The sequence below is a fragment of the Halobacillus sp. GSS1 genome, from assembly GCF_017307035.1.
Lineage (GTDB): Bacteria > Bacillota > Bacilli > Bacillales > Halobacillaceae > Halobacillus > Halobacillus litoralis.
In genome coordinates this window covers 1-20472 of sequence record NZ_JAFLHE010000013.1, presented here as the reverse complement: position 1 = coordinate 20472, position 20472 = coordinate 1, and the positions used below count along the sequence as shown (strand labels likewise).

Sequence of the window (20472 nt, the reverse complement as noted above, 5' to 3'; positions counted from 1 at the left end):
CATGCCTTACATTACTGACGTATATGCACGTGAAGTCCTTGACTCTCGTGGTAACCCAACTGTTGAAGTAGAAGTTTATACAGAATCCGGAGCTTTCGGTACAGCTCTTGTTCCAAGTGGTGCTTCTACTGGTGAATACGAAGCCGTAGAACTTCGTGATGGTGACAAAGAACGTTACCTTGGCAAAGGCGTACAAAACGCTGTAGATAACGTAAACGAAAAGATTGCTCCAAACCTTCTGGGTATGGACGTAACGCAACAAGTAATCATCGACCAAATGATGAGAGAACTTGATGGTACAGAAAACAAAGGAAACCTAGGTGCAAACGCTATTCTTGGCGTATCCATGGCTGTAGCACACGCTGCTGCAGATGTTGTAGGTCTTCCACTTTACAAATATCTTGGTGGTTTCACAGCAGCTACGCTTCCAACACCGATGATGAACATCCTTAACGGTGGAGAGCACGCAGATAACAACGTAGACATTCAGGAATTCATGATTATGCCAGTTGGTGCGCCAACATTCAAAGAAGCTCTACGTATGGGTGCGGAAATTTTCCATTCTCTGAAAAAAGTTCTTGGCAGCAAAGGCTACAACACTGGTGTAGGTGATGAAGGTGGCTTCGCTCCAGACTTAGGTTCTAACGAAGAAGCTCTATCTACAATCATCGAAGCAATCGAAGCTGCTGGCTACAAGCCTGACGCTGAAGTGAAGCTTGCAATGGACGTTGCCTCTTCTGAAATTTATGAAGACGGTAAGTACAACCTGAAAGGTGAAGGTGTGGTACGTACGTCTGAAGAAATGGTTGACTGGTACGAAGAGCTTGTAAACAAGTATCCAATCGTTTCTATTGAAGATGGTCTTGATGAAAACGACTGGGAAGGTACGAAACTTCTTACAGACCGTATCGGAGACCGAGTACAGCTTGTCGGTGACGACTTGTTCGTAACAAACACAGAGAAGTTAGGCCGCGCGATTGAAGAAGGCGTGGGTAACTCCATCTTGATCAAAGTGAACCAAATCGGTACACTGACTGAAACATTTGAAGCCATCGAAATGGCGAAGCGCGCCGGTTATACTGCTGTCATTTCTCACCGTTCTGGTGAAACAGAAGATGCAACAATCGCAGACATCGCTGTTGCTACAAATGCAGGTCAAATTAAAACAGGTGCTCCATCCCGTACAGATCGTGTAGCGAAGTACAACCAGCTTCTTCGTATTGAAGACCAGCTGCTTGGAACAGCGACATACGCTGGCGAGAAAGCATTCTACAACTTGAATAAATAAGTTCTAAAATGAGCCTCTCTGATGATTCAGAGAGGCTTTTTTCTATGATATGATGGAACATATATTCAGGGAGTAGGAGAACCAGGTGATATGAAACGATTCATTCAAATCATTTTATTATTGATGATCAGCTATGCCTTATACACGGGCTATTCTGTATGGACCTATGGGGATGAAAAAGTATCAGAAGCGGATGCAGCTATCGTTCTCGGGGCCGCACAATGGAATGGAAAGCCAAGCCCTGTCTTTGAGGGGCGTTTGAAGCAGGGGATTGAATTATACAAAGAAGGACACGTCGAATACCTTATTCTTACGGGTGGTAAAAGTGAACAAGCCGCCTCCTCTGAAGCAGAAGTAGGGAAAGGTTATGCGATGGAGCATGGAGTAAAAGAAGAAGATATTCTGTTTGAGGACCAATCCCTCATAACAGAAGATAACTTGAGTAACGCGAAAGAAGTCAGTGATGAAAAAGGAATTCGGTCCTTTTTCATCGTCAGTGACCAGTTTCATTTAAAAAGGGCTGTAGCTATGGCCAAGCACCTGGGTATGAAGGTTGAAGGTGTGCCCACGCAGTATTCGGCTTATAAAAGCATGGAAACGAAAGTTCCTTTTTTCTTGCGTGAATGGGGCTATTGGATGGTGCAGCCTGTAACTAAGTTGATTATGTTGTGAGGTGTGCCTGATGGAATTGTTGGAAGCGATTAGAAGCCGACGTTCGGTTCATGAGTATAAAGAGGAGAAAGTGGATGAGGGAGTACTGGAGCGTATCTTCGCTGAATCCGCATGGGCACCTAACCACCGGATGAAAGAACCATGGCAGATACGGTTGTACCAGGATAATGGGAAGATAGGGTATGCTCAGGCTGTTATGGAAAGCTATCAAAGGCAGGGGTTCTTTGATGGTTATGAGGAAGACAAGACGAATCGACTTCAGGAAGGAATTCGCGATTTTTTAATGAATATCCCACATCATGCCTTGATCTATATGGAGAGGGATGAGGATGTACGTAAATATGAAGAAGATTATGCTGCTGTATGCGCCTATATACAAAATGTGCAGCTACTAGCGTGGGAAGCGGGAGTTGGCGTTCTTTGGACCACGAGTCCATACTTACACGATGCTCAATTTTCGGAAGCTATAGGGCTCGATAGCCGGCACTTTAAATTGGTATCTGTACTGCAGATGGGCTATCCAAAACGAATTCCGAAGCCAAAAATGCGTACACCTATTCACCATAAACTTGATTTACATGATGGAAATGAAAAAAGCTGACGCTCTTGTTAAGCGTCAGCTTTTTTATGTTCATCTTTATGACGTTTGTCGTCTGGTAAGGGGTCAACGGTGTGTTCGTAATCGTATCCTTTAGAGACAGCCATGCCGAACATGGCGGCAATCCCCAGAACAATTGCGATACATACAATCATGATCACAGTAAATGTCATGGAAACACACTTCTTTCTCGTTTATAACTAGAACCGGATGTAGACCGGCACACACCTATTGTCCCACACTCATTCAACAAATACTACTTCATTTGTGTTTTTTCTTTGACAAATGCGACAACTTCTTCTGCTGTACCCATAGAAAGGATTTCTTCTTTATAAGAAGTCCATTCCTTCCTGGATAGATCTCTAATCTGTGTACGGGCAGGAAGAATGGATGTTGCACTCATACTGAATTCATCCAAACCAAGTCCAAGTAGGAGAGGGATAGCAATTTCGTCGCCAGCCATTTCCCCGCACATGCCAGCCCATTTGCCTTCGGCATGAGCGGCTTCAATCACATTATTGACCAGGTTCAGAATGGCTGGGTTGTAAGGCTGATACAAGTATGACACGCGCTCATTCATGCGGTCTGCGGCCATTGTATATTGAATCAGATCATTGGTACCGATACTGAAGAAATCGACTTCTTTAGCGAACTGACGGGCAATTACTGCTGTTGCAGGAATTTCAACCATCATTCCGACTTCGATATCATCTGAAACATCCTGACCTTCTTCCTTAAGGTTTGCGCGCTCTTCATCAAGAATTGCCTTAGCTTGGCGGAATTCTTCCAATGTAGCGATCATTGGGAACATGATTTTCAAGTTTCCGTGGACGCTGGCACGCAGCAATGCACGAAGCTGAACGCGGAAAATATCGTCGCGCTCTAAGCAAAGGCGAATGGCACGGTAACCAAGGAATGGGTTCATTTCTTCAGGAAGATCCAAGTAGTCAAGCTCTTTGTCTCCACCGATATCCAGTGTACGTACGACGACAGGCTTGTCCCCCATTTGCTTCAGTACTGAAGAGTATGCATCAAACTGCTCTTCCTCTGTTGGCAGCTGGCTCTTGCCCATATAAAGGAACTCTGTACGATAAAGGCCGACACCTTCGCCACCGTTGTTCAAGACACCTTCAACATCGTCAGGGGTTCCGATATTAGCAACAAGCTCTACGTGGTCGCCTTCAGAAGTGACAGTGGCTTCATCCTTAAGCTTCGCCCACTCTTGTTTCTGTTTCTCGAAATCGTCCTGCTTCTGCTTATACTCCGCAATCTGATCGTCACTTGGATCAATGATGACATCTCCGTTGATTCCGTCGACAATAATCATGGTATCCTTTCCAGCTTGGGAAGTGATATTTTTCGTTCCAACAACGGCTGGAATTTCAAGAGAACGAGCCATGATCGCTGAGTGAGAGGTACGGCCCCCGATATCTGTCGTGAAGCCTTTTACGTATTGTTTGTTCAATTGCGCGGTATCCGAAGGTGTTAAATCGTCTGCGACGATGACCACTTCTTCGTTAATCAGCGCAGGGTCCGGGAATGTTACACCTAGAAGGTGTGCCATTACACGCTTGGTAACATCATTGATGTCTGCTGCTCGTTCACGCATGTATTCATTATCCATGCCTTTGAACATGTCGATGAACATGTTGGCCGTCTCAGAAAGAGCGGCTTCTGCGTTAACGTTCTCGCTCTTGATTTTATCTTCAATCGGTTGAATCAATTCTGGATCGCTTAAGACCAATAGGTGGGCAGAAAAGATTTCCGCGTGTTCGTCACCTAGAGATTTTCTTGTATGTTCTTTAATTTTCTCAAGCTCTGATTTTGAAATATCCAGAGCCTCATGCAGGCGCTTGACTTCTTGTTCCGGCTGTTCAATATCTTTCTTATTGAAAGAAAGGTCCGGAGCTTCCAAGCGGTAAACTTTTGCAATAGCAATTCCGCTGGAAGCTGCAATACCTTGAAGCTGTGTCATGCTGTTATTCCCCCAAGCCTTCGTTCTTCATTGTAGTTTCCATATGGTCGATCGCTTCTTGTTCGTCACTGCCTTCCGCTGTAATTTTAACTTCAGCGTTTGCAGGGATCCCAAGGCTCATGATTCCCATGATGGATTTAAGATTTACGGATTTTTCTTTGTAATGTAGGTTGATATCAGACTCGTACTTTCCTGCATTTTGTACAAGTACTGTTGCTGGACGAGCGTGAACACCGTCAGACGATGTAATTTTAAAAGATTTCTCTACCATTATAATTCCTCCTTAAACATGCTATTGTTTATGACTTACCCTAACTTTATTATTTTAAGCCTTTTGGATGTCTTTTTTCAAGAATCCTACAACAATTGCTGCAAGAATTGTACCGGCAATGATTGCCACTAGATAAAGGAGGATCTGCATGAACCCACCTTCTACGAGCGGGGCAACGATAATACCGCCGTGCGGAGCGCGTAGACCGATTCCGAACAACATCGTCAGCATACCTGTCAAAGCACTTCCTGCGACCATAGAAGGAATCACACGGGCCGGGTCAGCTGCTGCGAATGGAATGGCTCCTTCTGTAATGAAGAAAGCTCCAAGTGGATAAGCGGCTTTTCCTGTTTCGCGCTCCTGTTTCGTGAACTTGTTTTTGAAAAGGGTCGTAGCTAATCCCATCGCAAGAGGTGGAACCATGCCACCAGCCATCGCGGCTGCTATAAATGTATAGTTCCCTGCATCGAGGGCTGCAATTCCGAATGTGTAGGCCGCTTTGTTCACTGGGCCTCCCATATCGACTGCCATCATACCACCGACAATGAGACCAAGAAGAGCGAGGTTCGATCCACTCATGTTTTCAAGAAATCCGAATAATGCTGTATAAACGCTTGTCAGCGTAGGGTTAATCAGTAACATTATCATACCAGTAGCAAAGATCGTGATAACAGGATAGAAGAGTACGGTCTTCATCCCATCCAATATAGCAGGTAAACCTTCCAGCCACTTTTTAACAAGCAGTGTCAAATAACCGGCTAAGAAACCTGCAATCAATCCGCCAAGGAAACCAGAACCGTTCGTTGCATTTTCATTGGCCGTTTGTGTGATAGCGATTAATCCACCAACCATTCCCGGCGCAAAACCTGGCCGATCCGCAATACTGGAAGCAATAAAACCGGCAAGGACTGGCACGAGCAGGAAGAAAGCATTTCCGCCACCTATGATATTAAGCATTTCTGCGAAGCGGTTGTATTCCTCATTTGATGGATCCGCAGAATTGATTCCCCAGAAGAAGGAAAGGGCAATTAAAATTCCTCCTCCAACAACGAAAGGCAGCATGTTTGATACACCATTCATCAAATGTTTGTAAAAACCTGTGCGCTGTCCTTTATCCTGAGAACCTTCTTTTTTCTCTCCAGTACCCTGGTAAATAGGCGCATCTTTCTTGGTAGCTTTTTCAATCAATTCTTTCGGTTCATGAATGGCCTTAGCGACGGGTACCTCAATGACCGGCTTTCCTTGGAAAGGTTCCATTTCAACTTTTGTATCCGCGGCAACGATAATCGCATCAGCCTCAGCAATATCCTCACTTGTCAGGCGGTTTTTGACTCCACTGGAACCATTGGTTTGAACTTTGATGTTCACACCCATTTCTTTCGCTGTCGCTTTAAGTTTGTCGGCTGCCATATACGTATGGGCAATTCCGGTAGGACACGCTGTAACCGCAAGAATTTTACCTGTGTTTTGTTCTTCCGTTTCTTCCTCATCGTCTTCTTCCGCTTCTTTGGCATTGATCGCTTCAATCACATCAGCTTCTGTCTTCGCTTCCTCCAGCTGCTGACGGAATTTGTTATCCATTAAAAAGGAAGAAAGACGGGACAGTGTTTCCAAATGAGTGTTGTTAGCGCCTTCAGAAGCTGCGATCATAAAAAATAGATTCGTCGGCTGACCGTCCAGTGATTCATAATCCAATCCATCCTGGGACCTTCCGAAAGCAATGGCAGGATCCTTTACAGCAGAAGTTTTTGCGTGCGGGATGGCGATTCCGTCCCCAATTCCTGTGGTACTCTGCTGTTCACGTGCTTCAATGGCTTGCTTGAAATCATCGCGATCATTCAGCTTACCGGCATGGTCCAATTGACCAACAAGCTCATCAATAGCCTCTGGTTTGGAAGAGGCAGACATATTCAATACGATGGTTTCTTTCGTCAGTAAATCTGTAATTTTCATGTGATTCACTCCCCTTAGTTTATATTGGAAACTTGGATTTCTGTCAGTAAACGTTCAACATCTTCTTTTTGACAAAGGTCATCCTGAAAAGCTGTGGCACTTCCTGATGCCACTCCATAACGGAAAGCTTCCTGGATGGATTCCTCATTTTCCAGTGCGGCTAGAAAACCTGAGACAACGGAATCTCCTGCTCCGACTGAGTTTTTCACTTGACCTCGAGGAACATTGGCGAACATTTCGTGTTCTCGGCCCATATATACAGCACCTTTACCGCCCATAGATACAATGACGTGCTCAACACCTTGATCAATCAACCGCTTTCCGTATTGAGCTGCTTTTTCTTTAGTATCAATCTCTACATTGAAAAGCTCGCCCAGTTCATGATGGTTTGGTTTCAGTAGGAAGAGCGGGTGACCGAGCAATTGTTCCAATGCTTTGCCGGATGTGTCAGCCACGACTTTTGTTCCATTTTCAGCGCAGATGGCCGCCATGGTTATATAAAAGTCGGACGGGAGGGAAGAAGGTAGACTTCCAGCAAGAACAAGTGTGTCGCTGGTAGAAAGGTTTCTCACTTGCTCTAACAGCTCTTCTTGTAATGGTTTTGATATTTCAGCTCCAGGCCCGTTGATCTCTGTTTCCATGTCACTTTTCAGCTTGACGTTCACTCTTGTCGTTTGAGACGTTTCAATAAAAGCATGATCAACAGCTTCCCTGTCTAAAAACTGCTGGACATAAGCACCTGTGAAGCCACCAATATATCCAAGTGCTTTTGTTTTAACACCAAGCCGGCCCATGACACGAGAAACGTTGATGCCTTTTCCTCCTGGGTAATAGAAGGTTTCCTTGGCTCGGTTCAAAGCTCCTGCCTCAAAAGCATCGACGTTCATGATGTAGTCGATGGAAGGGTTTAATGTACACGTGTAAATCATGTTGTCACAACCTTTATATTCGTTTTCTTACGGTAATCTTCGATGGATGCTCCATTAAAATCGGTAATGATTTCTGCTTCTGAAAGATCAGAGAATTTCATGAAAGCGACTTTCTCAAATTTAGAATGATCAGCAAGTACAAAACGATTCTTTGATAAATTCAATGTCATCTCTTTAATTGCCGCTTCTTCAGGGTCGGGAGTGGTGTACCCATCCTTGAGGGTTACTCCGTTTGCTCCCATGAAACACTGGTCGAAGCGGTATTGTTGAAGGTTTTGAATCGCCCCGGCACCGACGACAGCGCCTGTCTGGTGTTTAACAAGACCGCCTAGGACGTAGGTTTTAATTTGATGATTATTCAGCGCGTCTAAGTGACTTAATCCGTTCGTTACAACAATGATGTTTTTCTCTTTCAAGAAGGGAATCATCTCATAAGTAGTGGAACCAGCATCAATGAAAATACAATCCCCCTCCTGGACGAGCGAGGCTGCGAATTGGGCAATGGCCTGTTTTTCACTATGGAATTTTGTGACTTTTTCCACCATAGTCGGCTCTTCACTTGCAGAGCTATTTAATGAAGCTCCGCCATGAACCCGCCTTAAGAGTCCTTGTTCCTCCAACTGATCTAAGTCACGACGGATGGTTGATTCTGACGCTCCTGTTACTTCAACTAGACGTTTGATTTTTGATGTATGATCGTTTTTGACTGTTTTTATTATAAGTTGATGACGTTCTGGTGTAAGCATGTTCCTACACTCCCTGCTTGTTATCTATATTTATAATAAAAGAAAACCCTTACAAAAATCAACCATAAACTTTCAAAAACGTTCAAAAACAATCAAAACTGTTCAAGGAAGAGCGGATATTAGGTTCAGTTTTTTGTACCTCGCTGAAAAAAGCGTTACGTGTCAAAAGGGGTGACCACCAAAAGTACTTGTCCTCTGATTCATTAAACATCTTTAGTTTTATATAATCGATATTCTCTTTCTTATCGCTTTTCCTATACGTGTGTCCATACCTTTAATGAATCTAGAATAAGCTTGCTGATGAAAGGCTTTTATGCTACATTTAAACTAGTTATCTGTACGTTTTTAGGAGGTGTGGGCACATCATGGAAACACTTGCAATTACTTTATTAACCATTAACACGATTGCAATGATCGTCCTTGTACTATTGCAATCCGGAAAAAGTGCCGGTCTTTCAGGAGCGATTTCTGGCGGAGCGGAACAATTATTTGGGAAGCAGAAAGCACGAGGAATTGATGCCGTATTGCACAAGGCAACGGTAGTAACAGGCGTTCTTTTCTTTGTATTAGCTTTCTTAACTGCATATATCCTCGGTTAATCAAAAAAACTGCGCTTCATGAAAACGAAGCGCAGTTTTTTTATGTTCTCCTTTTCAAGCTTAATCCTTCACAATAGCCCCCTTTAGTTGAAAACTCAGTTTCGAGATTTTTGTGTAATTCTAGGGGCTCCGGGAAACGATTCGCTTTCCATGGGGCGGGCGGTGAGCCTCCTCAGGCTACGCCTTCCGGGGTCTCACCTGTCCCACACGTCCCATAGGAGTCTCACCGTTTCCCTCCGCCCCTTTACCTTATAAGTGTCTCGGAACCACTTCTAAAAGGGTCAGCTTGAATGGTTGAGGGAAGTCGATGATTAGAACACTTGTATTCATAAGTAATGTTCCAATTCTTCTCTCCTAGGCGGGCATATAGTGCGTAGTATCAAGCATTTGCGTATGCTAAAAGTCAATGTGGTAGAGATTATATCATTTACTTCTCTTAACCATACAAGCTGATTTTTTAGGTAGTAGTTTCGAGAAACTTCCTTGGTTAAGGGACGGAGGGGAATGGCGAGACTCCTGTGGGAAAAGAGTGCTAGGTGAGACCCCGGAAGGCGTCAGCCTGAGGAGGCTCATCGCGCTCCCGCGGAAAGCGAGTCATTCCCCGCAGCCCCCATCCACTTAACAAAAGTCTCGAAACTGAGTCTTTCACAATCCTGCCATATAGCTGAATAACAGCGGGAAAAGCTTGTTGAGGTTCAAAATGTGCCAGGGGAACTTAATTTTGGTAAAATAGAATACATTGCCCTTTAGAATGAAATCTTAAAAACAGGACATAGATGAAGTAAGGAGAGAATGACATGAAAATTAAACAACCTCAGCCATTTACGTTTGAGGAAGGAGAGCGTGCGGTATTATTACTACATGGATTTACTGGCCATTCTGCTGATGTGCGGATGCTTGGCCGGTTTTTGCAAAAGCACGGCTATACCTCACATGCTCCAATTTATGCAGGGCATGGTAAAGAACTTGAAGCATTGATCGAAGCAAGACCCGAGGACTGGTGGGCGGATGTCCAGGCCGCCTTGAACCATTTGCGCGGACTCGGCTATAAGAAAATTGCTGTCGCGGGCTTGTCCCTTGGAGGTGTACTTGGCCTGAAGCTTGCTTATTCAGAGCCTATCAAAGGAATCATTACCATGTGCTCGCCGATGTTCTTTGATAATGAGAAGCAATTGACCCAAGGGTTCGAATTCAAAGCGAGACAGTATAAACAACTCGAAGGAAAAGATAAAGAAACCATTGATCGTGAAGTACAGGAACTTCTTAATGAATCGCAAGAGATGTTCAAACAGTTAGGCGGGTTTATTACGGAAGTTCATGATGAAGTCGATCAAATCTACACACCTACTTTTGTTGTACAGGCAGAAAATGATGAAATGATTAACACAGAAAGTGCAAACTATATTTATGAACAAGTAGAAGCCGATCAAAAAGATATTAAATGGTACAAAAACTCTGGTCATGTGATCACGATGGATAAGGAAAAAGAGCAGCTGCACGAAGATATCCTCGCTTTCCTGGAGTCTCTGGACTGGTCATGATGCCGGAGTCTTGTCCTTCATTTAAAAGGAGGTAAGACAAATGAGTATAGAGTTAAAACAACAAATCTTAGACTTTTTCAAAGAAACAGCGTCAAAACCACTATCTGTACAAGAGCTTGAAGAGACATTGGAACTTGGAAGTTCTGATGAATTCAAGAACCTCATGAAGGTACTGAATGAACTTGAGGAAGAGGGGGAGCTTGTCCGGACCCGTAAGAATCGCTTCGGTCTTCCTGAGAAGATGAACCTGATTCGTGGTCGTATACAAATGCATGCGAAAGGATTCGCTTTTCTAATTCCTGATGAGGAGGATAAGGATGATGTGTACATTCATCATTCCGACCTTCATTCAGCGATGAACAATGATAAAGTCCTCGTTCGCATTGAGAAAAGGAAAGAGGATGGAACACGCCCGGAAGGCACAGTCATCCGTATTTTGGAAAGAGCTACGACACGTGTCGTAGGAACATACGAATCCAGCCGGAATTTTGGTTTTGTCATTGCCGATGATAAACGGATTCCAAATGATATCTTCATCCCGAAGAGTCAGAATAACGGAGCGATTGATGGACATAAAGTTATTGTGAACATTACGAAGTTTCCCGAAGACCGGATGAGTGCTGAAGGAGAGATCGTAGAAATTCTAGGCCATAAAAATGATCCTGGTATTGATATCATCTCCATCATTTATAAACATGGCATTAAAGTGGACTTTCCTGAGGAAGTATTACAACAAGCGGCAGATACGCCGGATGAGATCCATCCGGACGAAATCAAAAACCGCCGCGATCTTCGTGATGAAATGATTGTCACGATCGATGGAGCGGACGCTAAAGACCTTGATGATGCTGTCATGGTCAAGAAGCTTGATAACGGAAACTATAAGCTGGGTGTTTCCATTGCCGACGTCACCTATTATGTAAAAGAAGGTTCGCCTATTGATCAGGAAGCGAGAGAACGCGCGACGAGTGTGTATCTGGTGGATCGTGTTATTCCCATGATTCCACACCGTTTATCCAACGGGATCTGTTCCTTGAATCCGCAAGTGGATCGTCTTACATTAACATGTGAAATGGAAATCAACAGTAGTGGGGAAGTCGTGAACCACGAAATTTTCCAAAGTGTTATCAAGACCAATGAACGAATGACTTATAAAGATGTGAACAGCATTTTACAGGACGAAGATCCTGAATTGATGAAAAAATATGAAGAGCTTGTGCCGATGTTCAAAGACATGGAGAAGCTGGCCAGTATTTTGAGAGGAAAAAGAATGGGACGCGGTGCCATTGATTTTGACTTTAAAGAAGCTGGCGTTGTCGTTGACGAGGAAGGGAAAGCTGTCGACGTCCGCCTTCGTGAGCGTTCTGTGGCAGAGCGTTTGATTGAAGAATTCATGCTGGCTGCGAACGAGACTGTAGCAGAACACTTCCATTGGATGGATGTTCCGTTCATTCACCGTATTCACCAGGATCCGGATGAAGATAAGCTGCAGAACTTCTTTGAGTTCGTTGCAAATATGGGATATTCCGTCAAAGGAACAGCAGACAATGTTCATCCACAGGCTTTGCAGAAGGTGTTAGAAGAAGTGAAGGGTACACAGGAAGATATGATTATCTCGAAGCTGATGCTGCGCTCCATGCAGCAGGCGAAGTATGATCCTCAAGGTCTAGGCCACTTCGGATTGGCAACGGATTTCTATACCCACTTCACTTCTCCGATCCGCCGATACCCTGACTTGATCGTCCACCGTCTAATCCGCACTTACTTGGTCGAAGAAAAACTGGATTATAAGACACGGAAACATTGGAAAGATCAAATGCCGGAAATTGCCCGCCATTCTTCCGAGATGGAACGTGCGGCTGTGGATGCGGAACGAGAAACGGATGACCTGAAAAAGGCAGAATTCATGCAGGATAAAATCGGAGAAGAATATGAGGGTGTCATCAGCTCTGTGACCAGTTTCGGAATGTTCGTCGAACTTCCGAACACGGTAGAAGGTCTGGTGCACGTCAGTACATTGACCGACGATTATTATCATTATCATGAAAAACAGTATGCCATGATTGGGGAACGCACAGGGAATGTTTATCGAATCGGTGATGAAGTAACCATCAAGGTGACCAATGTCAATATTGAAGAACGCGTCGTTGATTTTGAAATTGATGGTATGAAACCGAGAAAAGAACGGAAGCGTCCAGAACGTCCAAAACAGATTAAATCTAAGGGTCCTGACCGGAAAAAAGAGAAGAAGAAAAACAAACAAAAAGGGAACAAACCTTTTTACAGAAATAAAGGTGTTCCTAAAAAAGGAAGCAAAAAGAAGAAATAAGAAAAACGCGCGAAATCATTTCGCGCGTTTTTTAGTGGCGTTTTATGCACTGATCGTATTTTGAACAGTGGCTACATCCTGTGCATTTAAATAGCGTGCGGAATTGGTAAGGTCCAGATCTACGAAACGGGACCACTGTGACAATTCATCTTCTTCTACGAGGCGGTTGTTCATAATGCTGCCTTTGTTTTCGGAGCAAATGTGATAAGAAACAAAAAGTTTACCCTGCATCAATTCGCGGTCATGGGTGACAGAAACAATCGTCCATTGATCTTTGTCTGTTTTTTCCCAATCAGAAGCGAGAGCATCCTCTGTAGTTAAAGAATAAAAAGCAGGTTCATTATGATCAAAGAAAACAATTTTTCCTTTTTCATCCTTTACAATATATCCGGAATTCTTCCATGTATGACGTTCCAAAGCATGACCTTCATCTAACAGCTGAACGGCTTGCATAAAGTTCATAGTCTTTAATCCTTTCTTGCGTTAAAATTTTTCCTTAGAGGATTCTAAATACTATGAAGGAGCTTGTCAATATATGCGGGAGTATTTTCATAATTGTGGCTTTTTCCAAGAGCCATAAAGGATCCAAGGTTCCTGGACATCATAGGCGGTCAGTTCAGGAATGTTCTTAAATCCCTGGTCTGAAAAATCGATCCAGCAGCCAACATTATCTGGGTTGTTCTTCCAATGATGAAGAATGGTTTCAAAAAAACCTGGTTGATTGTAATGATCGTCCCAGAAGTACTTAACATGGGAATAATCGTATTTTTTTGTATCGTTTTTAATGATGACGAAGCGACTTTGATCATCATTTTCAAAAAAGGAACAAGCCTGTAAATAATCATCGGTAAAAAGAGCTCCGTCAAAAGGAAAAGGATAGTAGCATTCGTATGGAAAGGTTCCTAAGGAGTTTCCTTGCAAACTGTTCAGCAGGCTGCGCTTTCTTTTTAGAGTGTGAACAGGCTTCCATACAGCTCCCGGCGTGTGGCCTGTCAACAAGTCAGGGCGTTTTAAAGTGAGGTAGTGGATGATTGGTCCCTGGTTGATTTCGAGTTTTTCAAGGACACGCCTTGCTGGTAAATTGCCAAGGTGTGTATTCGCCCCGATCCAGCTGACTCTTGGGTCTTTTTTTAATTGATCTACAACAGGTTTTAGCAATTCTGTGGCGTGCCCTTTCATATGAAAGCGGCGGTCACTTCGAAGCCTGCCAAGCATGGCAAATTTGTCCTGACCAAAGAGGCTGTAACCGCCGACAGCGAGCATGTGCCCATGCTGAAAAAGCCCGAAGAGCTCATGACTGTCCGACGTGACGAGTCGATCGAAAATCCTTACCACATAGTCGTCTTCAATTCCTGTATCCATTTCTTTGAGAGCCGTGTAGTCTTCTATCGTTAAGGGTTTTACATTCATGACTTGTTCCATACGTTGTATCTCCTTTATCAAGCATATGCAACTTTATATTCTCACACGCTGACAGAAAAAGTCTATTCAGAAAGGTCAAATCTCATCCGCAAGCTATCAATTGGAAATGACTAAGAGATTTGGTACAATGAAGGGACGCAACAGAGGAGGAAAAGGTATGCCAAGAGGACATGGAAAAACGTTAGCTCAAAATAAAAAAGCCCGTCACGATTTTGCCATTGAAGAAACGTTTGAAGCAGGAATCGTTTTACAGGGCACAGAAATCAAATCGATTCGTAATGGACGTTTGAACTTGAAAGACAGCTTTGCCCGTATCAATAAAGGTGAAGTGTATCTGCACAACATGCACATTTCTCCATACGAGCAGGGGAATATTTACAACCATGAACCCACTCGGGCACGTAAGCTGTTGCTGCACCGAAAGGAAATCAATCAACTGATCGGCCAAACACAACAGAAAGGCTATTCTTTAGTTCCATTGAAGGTCTATATAAAGAATGGTGTGGCTAAAGTGCTGGTTGGAGTTGGTCGAGGCAAGAAGAAATATGATAAGCGGGAAGATCTGAAACGTAAACAGCAGAAGCGTGAAATCGACCGTGCGATCAAGGACAGTCTTCGATAACGCCTACCCCTTGAAAAATATTATATTTCTGCTATAATAGAATTTGTCGTCAACGCGACATGGATGAACAGCTTGACTGTTATCCCTTAATCCTAACGGGGACGTTACGGATTCGACGGGGATAGGTCGAGCTCGGGTTGCGAGTCGAGCGACGCCTCGTAAAACCGTCATTTGCCTAAATATAACTGGCGAATCTAACGAAAACCTAGCTGTAGCTGCGTAAGTAGTCTATAGCTGATCCTTCCTGGTATCGCCCATGTGCTAGATGAAGGGTCTCAAACTAAAGTGGGCTACGCGTTTTTCCACCGCCTGAGGAAAAACGAAGAGAACAATCAGGCTAGCTCCTCGGAAGCCTGTTGGTAGGCTGAAGAGGCAGTGAAATATAATATATCAACTACGCCCGTAGAAGCCCGAGTGCCGATATCTCCGGACGTGGGTTCGACTCCCACCGTCTCCACCAATACATACATTGGTGGTTTTTTTATGCTTAATTCTTCCCACAGGGGTTTGTCACGCCTCTTCACCTCTCATTCATAATAGCCCCCTGAAGAAAACGGGATTCCTTAGCAATGAATTTTTTGTATTTATAAGAGAGTAGATTTGATAAAATATTTATAAGTAAACCTTTAGCATAACGATTGAATCATCAAAAGTCTTCGAAGGAAAAGGATCTTTTTTTATGACAATGAAAGCGATTTCTTTTTGTGGTGAAGCCATCTATTCATTATTTTCTATGAAGGAGTGAATGTAAATGACAGAAAAAATTCTAGTGCCGATTGATGGTTCGGATTTTTCGATTAGAGCTTTACAACATGCAATGGAGATAGCAAAAGCAATGGGGGCTGAGATTCTTCTCTTAAATGTTCAATATAATTATAATTCCCCTAATATTAATCGGTTTGTATGCAGAGAAGAAGTGCGTCAGTACCAGCAGGAAAACGCTAAAGAAGTAATTGATGAAGCCTTGAAAGCAATCGGTAATTCTGATATCGCCGTACACACAAAAATGAGAATTGGTTCACCCGACTTTGAAATTGCTAAAGAAGCAAAAGAATCAAATGTCTATAGTATCGTTATGGGGTCTCGAGGATTAGGTGCAATCAAAAGTAAGATTGTGGGCAGTGTTAGCTTTAATGTTTTACATGTAGCTACCTGTCCAGTCACAATGGTTAAATAATTCAACACAGGAAGAAGACAAGCAAATGTCCATAAAAAAAGAAGACCTGGTCCCCCTAATGTTGGATGACTAGGTCTTACATTAATTCCCACTTCTGCACGGTCAAGAACCTTGTACTCCCCGATGGCATAACCCACCAGACTCAGGACAAAGCTGATCAGAGAAACATCTCCAAACGAAATCTTAAATCCTCCACCTAAAATGAGGAAAAGGACGACAAATGTAAAGATGAATTTCATTGCGAATAGTTTTACATGTTCCAAATGCACACCTCCTCGGTCCTATCCTTTCTCACTCCATCGTCCATCATTCCTACTTGAAAAGCTCGTTCATGTTAAGCTTTTGGCCCTGCTTCAGAACGCTTTCTATCGTCGTTCAATAGGCAAGGTCATACATCGAATTCCGCCTCCGCCCGCTTCTAATTCGTCAACATCCACTTCAATCAGCCGTTTCTTTTTCAATTGTTCAATGTGGAAAATCTTTTTGTGGGCTTTCGTGCTGATTAATAACGTTTCGGGATCCAAATTCAAAAAGTTGATATCAGCCACGGTATGTTTCACTTCATCGGTCCAAATGATTTCAAACCCATGACGGTGAAGGAATTCGTGCATCATGACATAGGAGGCTCCGTTTGCAGATAAAACTTCGACAGGAAAATAGCGCATATAACTTTTGGCCAAAGCTAGTCCATGTCCTGCAATATTGAAGTTCATATCAAGGTGCATCGTATCTCCACGACGGGGAAGGTCGATGATCCCCACTTCGGAAAAACCGAGAGGGATTAATTTCTCTTTTAATGCCTTTCCGCTTTCGTAGCTTGACCGCATTCCTACATTGATAAAAACCGCATCCTTGTTTAAAACGAATACATCCCCGTTCTCAAGTGCATTTACTGTATCATTTTGGTGGATGGAGAAATGTCTTTCATCAAACCACTGCTCAAAAACTTTATGGGCATGAATGTACTCAGGCCTTCTCATGGTAGTACCCGCTTCCCCGGGAATTACCTGATTCCCGAACACGCATGCGAGGTCACGGACAAAAACGCGGTTAATCAATTGTTCATGGAACGCCCGTTCCTCACTCTTAAGAAAAGTGGAATAGTCAATGACTTGAACACCTTCGTTATTCATGGCGTCCACCATTTTGTTGAAACAATGTCTTGTTTTATCGCTGTCAGCTGTCTTTTCCCAACGAAGATCTGTTGCCGTTTGTTTATCAGGGACATGGAGGACGGATGGTTTACAAACGACGACACTTTTAAGTTCGTCGGATTCATTCCAGCAATGAGGGGTCAATGAGATCATGAATATCACGCTCCTTTTTTCATCTCTTGATACTTTCTCCTCATCACGAAAAAACATTCTTGCTCTCCCGCACATAATCCTGACGATTCATTTCAAACTAATTGCAGGAGGAGGGGTGGGAATGACAGACGTACATAAAAAAGGAAAGCTATCCTGGTGGCAGCTTTCATTCATTGGAATTGGGTGCATTATTGGAACAGGTTTCTTTCTAGGATCGAGCATTGCTATCGAAAAAGCAGGACCTGCTGTGCTGTTAGCTTATTTATTGGCGGGGATCGGGACCTATATTGTTTTCCGTTCGCTCGCAGCTATGACGGCGAACCATCCTGAAAAAGGGTCATTTCGTACTTATGCCAAACAAGCTTTTGGACCATGGGCTGGATTTAGTAACGGCTGGGTTTACTGGTCCTCGGAAATGTTAATCATGGGGAGCCAGCTGACAGCCCTCGCCATATTTGCGCAGTTCTGGTTTTCTAAGGTCCCACTGTGGATGCTGGCTTGTGTTTTTGCTGTCCTTGGTCTCTTAGTGCTTTGGCTAGGTGTAAGACAAGTTGAGCGGATGGAGAATGTTTTCGGACTGATAAAAATTTCTGCGATCATCATGTTCATTATCATTGCGATCCTCGCTATGACTGGAAATATCGGTGGAGGAACACCGAGGCCTTTGACAAGTCCGCTGGCTTCTTTTTTTGATGGGAATTGGTCTGGTCTTTGGGTCGCTCTGCTCTATGCGTTTTATGCATTTGGAGGGATTGAAGTCATGGGGTTGATGTCTAATGAATTGAAAGATCCAAAAGATGCACCCAAATCAGGGACACTGATGCTGATGGTACTCACCGTGGTTTACGTGACCGCCTTTTATTTTGTGATTAAGCTCACTTCATGGAAGAACATCTCGACAGACGAAAGTCCTTTCCTCACAGCCTTAACGGAATATTCTCTTCCATGGGTGCCACATGTTTTCAACAGCGTTTTAATTATTGCCGGATTCTCCACCATGGTCGCTTCCCTTTATGCTGTGACGACGATGTTGATGACGTTGAGTGAGGAAGGGGACGCACCAGGGGTATTTGCAGAAAAAGAAGAAGGGAAAGTCTCAAAGCCTGCGTTTCTTCTGACGATTGTCGTCGTCATTCTTTCTATTATACTTGCCGTACTCCTTCCTGATCGCATTTTTGAATATGTAACGACTGCAGCAGGGTTGATGCTCTTATACAACTGGGCATTTATCCTATTGTCTTACCGGAAATTGATGGTGAAAGGGAAAAAGGGAGTGACGCTCGTATTCTTCGGTATCGGCCTGATCGGTGCTGCCATTACAGGGACATGGATGGACGCCATGACACGAATCGGATTTTTAGTAAGCCTTTCATTCTTGGTCCTCATCTCAATGGCTACATGGGTGAAGCAAAAGAAAACACCCCATTCAGGGGCGTAAACTTTTCCACTTGTTTTTCAAAGCTGTAAAAGGACATTGGGGTAAAGTTGACTCATCGTCTTTTAAAAAGTACTGCTTCCACTCATGGTTGTCTTTTTGCCCATACCACTTTAAAGCCGGGTGTGAAGGGATGCCGTCATACTCCACCAAACGCTTACGAATCACCTTTTTAATCTTCCTGCCAAAAGGAGTAGAATTATTGATTTCCTCAAAAACCCAACGAGGTTGAAAAGCGAGGAGCAGACAAGGAAAGCGGCGGCTGTTTCTTATTTCATGAGCAGGTGTTGCACAGAAAGCGAAGTAAGGTTCCCCATTGAAACAAAATTCCCAAGCAGGGTCCTCAGGGTCTCTCGGGATGTCTTCAGGCCAGGGGGCAGGATCTTTTTTGTGTATTTCATTGAGTATGGTCCAAAAATGCTCTTCATATCCATCGATGGTTGTTTGTTCATCCAACAATGATCGGGTATCACAAAAGATGACAAGAGAAGCATAATTCCCTGTGTCTCTTGAAACTTCCCCATAATCTTTTAATAAACGAGCCAACTGATCAGTACTATTACCTGTACGTGGATCGTCCAAGAATCCGAAACGCAGCATATTCTTCATGAACCCTTGTATGCCGGGGACACACGGATAAGGGGTTTCCCGCTGATTCATCATGCTCGAAAATTTTTCGTAAACCTCATACTGCCACAGGTCCAAATCGTTCACGTGGTTCTCTATATCTTCTTTGGTGTACAACATAAGAAATCTCCCTCCTAGGATACATCCATATCCTATTGGAGAGAGCATATATAGGTGACTGTCTATCCAACAAACATCTTGATTGCCTGATATCCAAAATAAAGCCCGAAACCAATCAGCATAAGTCCTGAAAGTACAGAAACGCCTCGGAGCACTCTTGATGTCATCCATCTTCTAGCACCTGAAGCGGCTCCAGCCATTGTCAGGTCCCACAACATGATCCCAATAAAAATTCCCCCGCTGTAAACAAGAAGTTGAGCTTGTTCATATTGAGAAGAGATTTGAGCTAAAATGGAGCCGTAAATGCCGATCCAGAAAAGAATATTCAAAGGATTGGATAACGCCATAAGAAACCCTGTCCGAAAAGCCTTCTTTTTTGTAGATGATAGGGAACGAACCGTTTCTTCTGTATGGGATGCAGTCATACTTTCTATGCCTGTATAAATCAGGACGAAAGCACCGAAAGACCAAAGGAACGTTTTTACTAAAGGCAGTTCTACGTATTGAGCAAGTCCAAAGTAAATCAGGAGCATAAATAAGGCATCTGCACACATCGCTCCTACTCCCACAAGCCAGGCATGCCAAAAACCATACCGAATACCCTTGTCAAACTGGGCAGCATTGATGGGACCAATTGGAGCAGATAATGATAGGCCGAGAAGAATATAACTGAAAAGCATGATGAGCTGCCTCCTTTATAGGTGCATGTCCCTATACTATATTAAAACGTTGCTCTTTGTATTAATAAAATCCTAAATTCCCTAATTCCACTATAGCTCCCGTTTGTGGAAGACTCAGTTTCGAGACTTTTGTTGAGTGGATGGGGGTCCGGGGAATAGCTCGCTTTCCGCGAGAGCGCGG

The 20472-nt window shown here is 43.6% G+C and carries 21 protein-coding genes and 1 other RNA gene; 10 read left to right on the top strand and 12 right to left on the bottom strand.

The genetic code is table 11. From position 1 onward, the window contains the following. Position 1: 1 nt before the first annotated feature. The 3 genes from eno to J0K78_RS16930 all read left to right on the top strand — a co-directional run bounded on the left by eno (position 2) and on the right by J0K78_RS16930 (position 2561). On the top strand, positions 2-1288 hold the full coding sequence (eno, locus tag J0K78_RS16940) for a phosphopyruvate hydratase (protein ID WP_089651372.1): 1287 nt from the start codon (positions 2-4) through the stop codon (positions 1286-1288). Positions 1289-1378: 90 nt separating this feature from the next. Next, positions 1379-1960, top strand: coding sequence for a YdcF family protein (locus J0K78_RS16935; RefSeq protein ID WP_206948177.1), 582 nt, complete (start codon positions 1379-1381; stop codon positions 1958-1960). A 10-nt stretch (positions 1961-1970) separates the two neighbouring features. Next, on the top strand, positions 1971-2561 hold the full coding sequence (locus J0K78_RS16930; protein WP_206948175.1) for a nitroreductase family protein: 591 nt from the start codon (positions 1971-1973) through the stop codon (positions 2559-2561). An 8-nt stretch (positions 2562-2569) separates the two neighbouring features. Here J0K78_RS16930 and ytzI read toward each other — a convergent pair whose 3' ends face one another. From ytzI to J0K78_RS16900, 6 genes are all read right to left on the bottom strand, one after another. Then, a complete protein-coding gene (ytzI, locus tag J0K78_RS16925) occupies positions 2570-2731 on the bottom strand; it encodes a YtzI protein (protein ID WP_115894427.1) in 162 nt (53 codons plus the stop codon). 83 nt (positions 2732-2814) lie between these two features. Beyond that, positions 2815-4533, bottom strand: coding sequence for a phosphoenolpyruvate--protein phosphotransferase (ptsP, locus tag J0K78_RS16920; RefSeq protein ID WP_206948173.1), 1719 nt, complete (start codon positions 4531-4533; stop codon positions 2815-2817). A gap of 4 nt (positions 4534-4537) precedes the next feature. After that, positions 4538-4804 (bottom strand): phosphocarrier protein HPr, encoded by a 267-nt coding sequence (locus J0K78_RS16915; RefSeq protein ID WP_115894425.1) that lies wholly within the window; start codon positions 4802-4804, stop codon positions 4538-4540. Between the two features lie 54 nt (positions 4805-4858). After that, complete coding sequence (locus tag J0K78_RS16910; protein WP_206948171.1) at positions 4859-6757, bottom strand: PTS fructose transporter subunit IIABC; 1899 nt, start codon at positions 6755-6757, stop codon at positions 4859-4861. Between the two features lie 14 nt (positions 6758-6771). Further along, on the bottom strand, positions 6772-7686 hold the full coding sequence (gene pfkB / locus J0K78_RS16905; RefSeq protein ID WP_206948169.1) for a 1-phosphofructokinase: 915 nt from the start codon (positions 7684-7686) through the stop codon (positions 6772-6774). Then, complete coding sequence (locus J0K78_RS16900) at positions 7683-8432, bottom strand: DeoR/GlpR family DNA-binding transcription regulator (RefSeq protein WP_206948167.1); 750 nt, start codon at positions 8430-8432, stop codon at positions 7683-7685. Before J0K78_RS16900 ends, pfkB begins: the two co-directional genes overlap by 4 nt. 365 nt (positions 8433-8797) lie before the next feature. Between J0K78_RS16900 and secG the strand changes: the two genes are divergently transcribed. From secG to rnr, 3 genes are all read left to right on the top strand, one after another. Beyond that, positions 8798-9031, top strand: a complete 234-nt coding sequence (secG, locus tag J0K78_RS16895) for a preprotein translocase subunit SecG (RefSeq protein ID WP_089651380.1) — start codon at positions 8798-8800, stop codon at positions 9029-9031. Positions 9032-9828: 797 nt separating this feature from the next. Next, positions 9829-10572 carry an alpha/beta hydrolase gene (locus J0K78_RS16890; protein WP_206948165.1) on the top strand — a complete coding sequence of 248 codons (744 nt, stop codon included), beginning with the start codon at positions 9829-9831 and terminating at the stop codon, positions 10570-10572. A 40-nt stretch (positions 10573-10612) separates the two neighbouring features. Next, the gene (gene rnr, locus J0K78_RS16885) at positions 10613-12901 is read left to right on the top strand and encodes a ribonuclease R (protein WP_206948163.1); all 2289 of its coding nucleotides are present in this window, start codon (positions 10613-10615) and stop codon (positions 12899-12901) included. 42 nt (positions 12902-12943) lie between these two features. Here the strand turns inward: rnr and J0K78_RS16880 are convergent, their stop codons facing one another. Further along, positions 12944-13363 carry a Thoeris anti-defense Tad2 family protein gene (locus tag J0K78_RS16880; RefSeq protein WP_206948153.1) on the bottom strand — a complete coding sequence of 140 codons (420 nt, stop codon included), beginning with the start codon at positions 13361-13363 and terminating at the stop codon, positions 12944-12946. A gap of 87 nt (positions 13364-13450) precedes the next feature. Continuing rightward, positions 13451-14323 (bottom strand): GNAT family N-acetyltransferase, encoded by an 873-nt coding sequence (locus J0K78_RS16875; protein WP_206948152.1) that lies wholly within the window; start codon positions 14321-14323, stop codon positions 13451-13453. A gap of 157 nt (positions 14324-14480) precedes the next feature. On the opposite strand from J0K78_RS16875, the gene smpB reads away from it, so the two are divergent. The 3 genes from smpB to J0K78_RS16860 all read left to right on the top strand — a co-directional run bounded on the left by smpB (position 14481) and on the right by J0K78_RS16860 (position 16122). Further along, on the top strand, positions 14481-14945 hold the full coding sequence (gene smpB, locus J0K78_RS16870; RefSeq protein WP_089651385.1) for an SsrA-binding protein SmpB: 465 nt from the start codon (positions 14481-14483) through the stop codon (positions 14943-14945). A gap of 97 nt (positions 14946-15042) precedes the next feature. After that, positions 15043-15405, top strand: a transfer-messenger RNA (tmRNA) gene (gene ssrA / locus J0K78_RS16865). 291 nt (positions 15406-15696) lie between these two features. Then, positions 15697-16122, top strand: a complete 426-nt coding sequence (locus J0K78_RS16860; protein WP_206948150.1) for a universal stress protein — start codon at positions 15697-15699, stop codon at positions 16120-16122. Here the strand turns inward: J0K78_RS16860 and J0K78_RS16855 are convergent. Both J0K78_RS16855 and J0K78_RS16850 read right to left on the bottom strand, forming a co-directional pair. Continuing rightward, entirely contained in the window at positions 16008-16391 is a 384-nt protein-coding gene (locus tag J0K78_RS16855) for a DUF2512 family protein (RefSeq protein ID WP_370551167.1), read from the bottom strand. The two genes, J0K78_RS16860 and J0K78_RS16855, sit on opposite strands and share 115 nt — an antisense overlap. 96 nt (positions 16392-16487) lie before the next feature. Then, positions 16488-17429: an arginine deiminase family protein gene (locus J0K78_RS16850; protein WP_206948147.1), complete on the bottom strand. Its 942-nt coding sequence runs from the start codon at positions 17427-17429 to the stop codon at positions 16488-16490. A gap of 121 nt (positions 17430-17550) precedes the next feature. On the opposite strand from J0K78_RS16850, the gene J0K78_RS16845 reads away from it, so the two are divergent. After that, positions 17551-18867 carry an amino acid permease gene (locus J0K78_RS16845; RefSeq protein ID WP_206948145.1) on the top strand — a complete coding sequence of 439 codons (1317 nt, stop codon included), beginning with the start codon at positions 17551-17553 and terminating at the stop codon, positions 18865-18867. Here J0K78_RS16845 and J0K78_RS16840 read toward each other — a convergent pair. Both J0K78_RS16840 and J0K78_RS16835 read right to left on the bottom strand, forming a co-directional pair. After that, positions 18856-19611: a YqcI/YcgG family protein gene (locus J0K78_RS16840; protein ID WP_206948142.1), complete on the bottom strand. Its 756-nt coding sequence runs from the start codon at positions 19609-19611 to the stop codon at positions 18856-18858. The two genes, J0K78_RS16845 and J0K78_RS16840, sit on opposite strands and share 12 nt — an antisense overlap. A gap of 62 nt (positions 19612-19673) precedes the next feature. Beyond that, a complete protein-coding gene (locus J0K78_RS16835) occupies positions 19674-20291 on the bottom strand; it encodes a LysE family translocator (protein WP_206948141.1) in 618 nt (205 codons plus the stop codon). Positions 20292-20472 lie beyond the last annotated feature (181 nt).